The following is a 1,497-nucleotide window of genomic DNA, read 5'->3' on the forward strand; positions in this document are numbered from 1 at the left end:
CGAGGCTCGGTCGGTGTGCGCAAGCTAAGAGTGGCAGCTCAGCCACCTTGTTGGGGGCCTGAAATGTGGGTGGGCTACCAGTGTTGTGCGGGCCGCGGGGTGTGCGGCTCGCACCCGGGGTTGCCGCGAAGCGGCTGAGGGTGACCGCTTACTCAGGTCGCCGGGAGGACGGGTGCGAGCGCAGCGAGCTCCCGCCCGGACCGGTCCCGGCGGGAGCGGCGGCCGGCACCACTCACCCAGCTGCGATATGCATCTTGATCTTGATGTGATGGCCGGACCGGGCCGTTTGGCGAACGTTGGTAACACACGGCGGCGACAATGTGAGCGACCGCGAAGATCGAGACGGGGTGAGTGCTGGCGTGGAGCGGGTTCGCCTGGCGCAGGCCGACTCCGGAGAGCAACCGTGGCGCGCCTGGGGACCGTATCTGGCCGAGCGTGCCTGGGGGACCGTGCGCGAGGACTACAGCGAGCACGGCACCGCGTGGGACTACTTCCCGCACGATCACGCACGGTCGCGGGTCTATCGGTGGAACGACGACGGTATGGCCGGGCTCTGTGACGATCGGCAGACCTTCTGCTTCGCGCTCGCCCTGTGGAACGGCGTCGACCCGATCCTGAAGGAGCGGATGTTCGGGCTCGGGGGCTACGGCGGCAACCACGGCGAGGACGTCAAGGAGTACTGGTGGTACCGGGACTCGACGCCCACCCACAGCTGGATGAGCTGGCGCTACCACTACCCGCAGGCCGCCTTTCCCTACGACGAGCTGGTGCGGGTCAACGGCCAGCGGTCCCGCGAGAAACCCGAGTACGAGCTGGTCGACACGGGGATCTTCGACGAGGACCGGTTCTGGGCGGTGGCCGTCGACTACGCCAAGGCCGGCCCGCACGACGTGTGCATCGAGATCACCGTGTCGAACCGCGGCCCCGAGCCGGCGACGCTGCACGTGCTGCCCACGCTGTGGTTCCGCAACACCTGGTCCTGGGGTCTGCCGAACCGGCCGGTGCCGTCGATGACCGGCACCCCGGGCCGCCTGCACGGCGAGCAACGGGGCCTCGGTCATCTCACGTTGCGTGGTGAGGGCGACCCGCCCGCCCCGATGTGTGACAACGAGACCAACGCGCAGCGTCTCTGGGGGCAGCCGGGGACGACGCTGTTCCCGAAGGACGGCATCAACGATCACGTGGTCGACGGCGCTCCCACGATCAATCCGGCCGGCACCGGCACGAAGGGCGCGCTGCACTACGTGGTGACGCTCGGTGCGGGGGAGACGCGGCGGGTCCGGCTGCGGCTGGCGCAGACCGACGACGTACCCGACGACCTTGATCTCGAATTCGACGAAACAATGCGCGCTCGCCTCGGTGAGGCCGACGACTATTTCGCCGAGCTGATTCCGGCGGCGGCGTCGGCCGAGGAGGCGGCGGTGGCCCGGCAGGCGATCGCCGGGCTGATGTGGGGCAAGCAGTTCTACCACTTCGACGTGAAACGGTGGCTGACCG

The 1,497-nt window shown here is 68.9% G+C and carries 1 pseudogene; it reads left to right on the forward strand.

The features are described 5' to 3' along the window. Positions 1-359: 359 nt before the first annotated feature. Positions 360-1,497: pseudogene (locus AB0M20_RS43000) on the forward strand (glucosidase); the annotation flags it as partial.

Origin of the sequence: Actinoplanes sp. NPDC051633 (assembly GCF_040681735.1) — a bacterium.
In the GTDB taxonomy this organism is placed as follows: domain Bacteria; phylum Actinomycetota; class Actinomycetes; order Mycobacteriales; family Micromonosporaceae; genus Actinoplanes.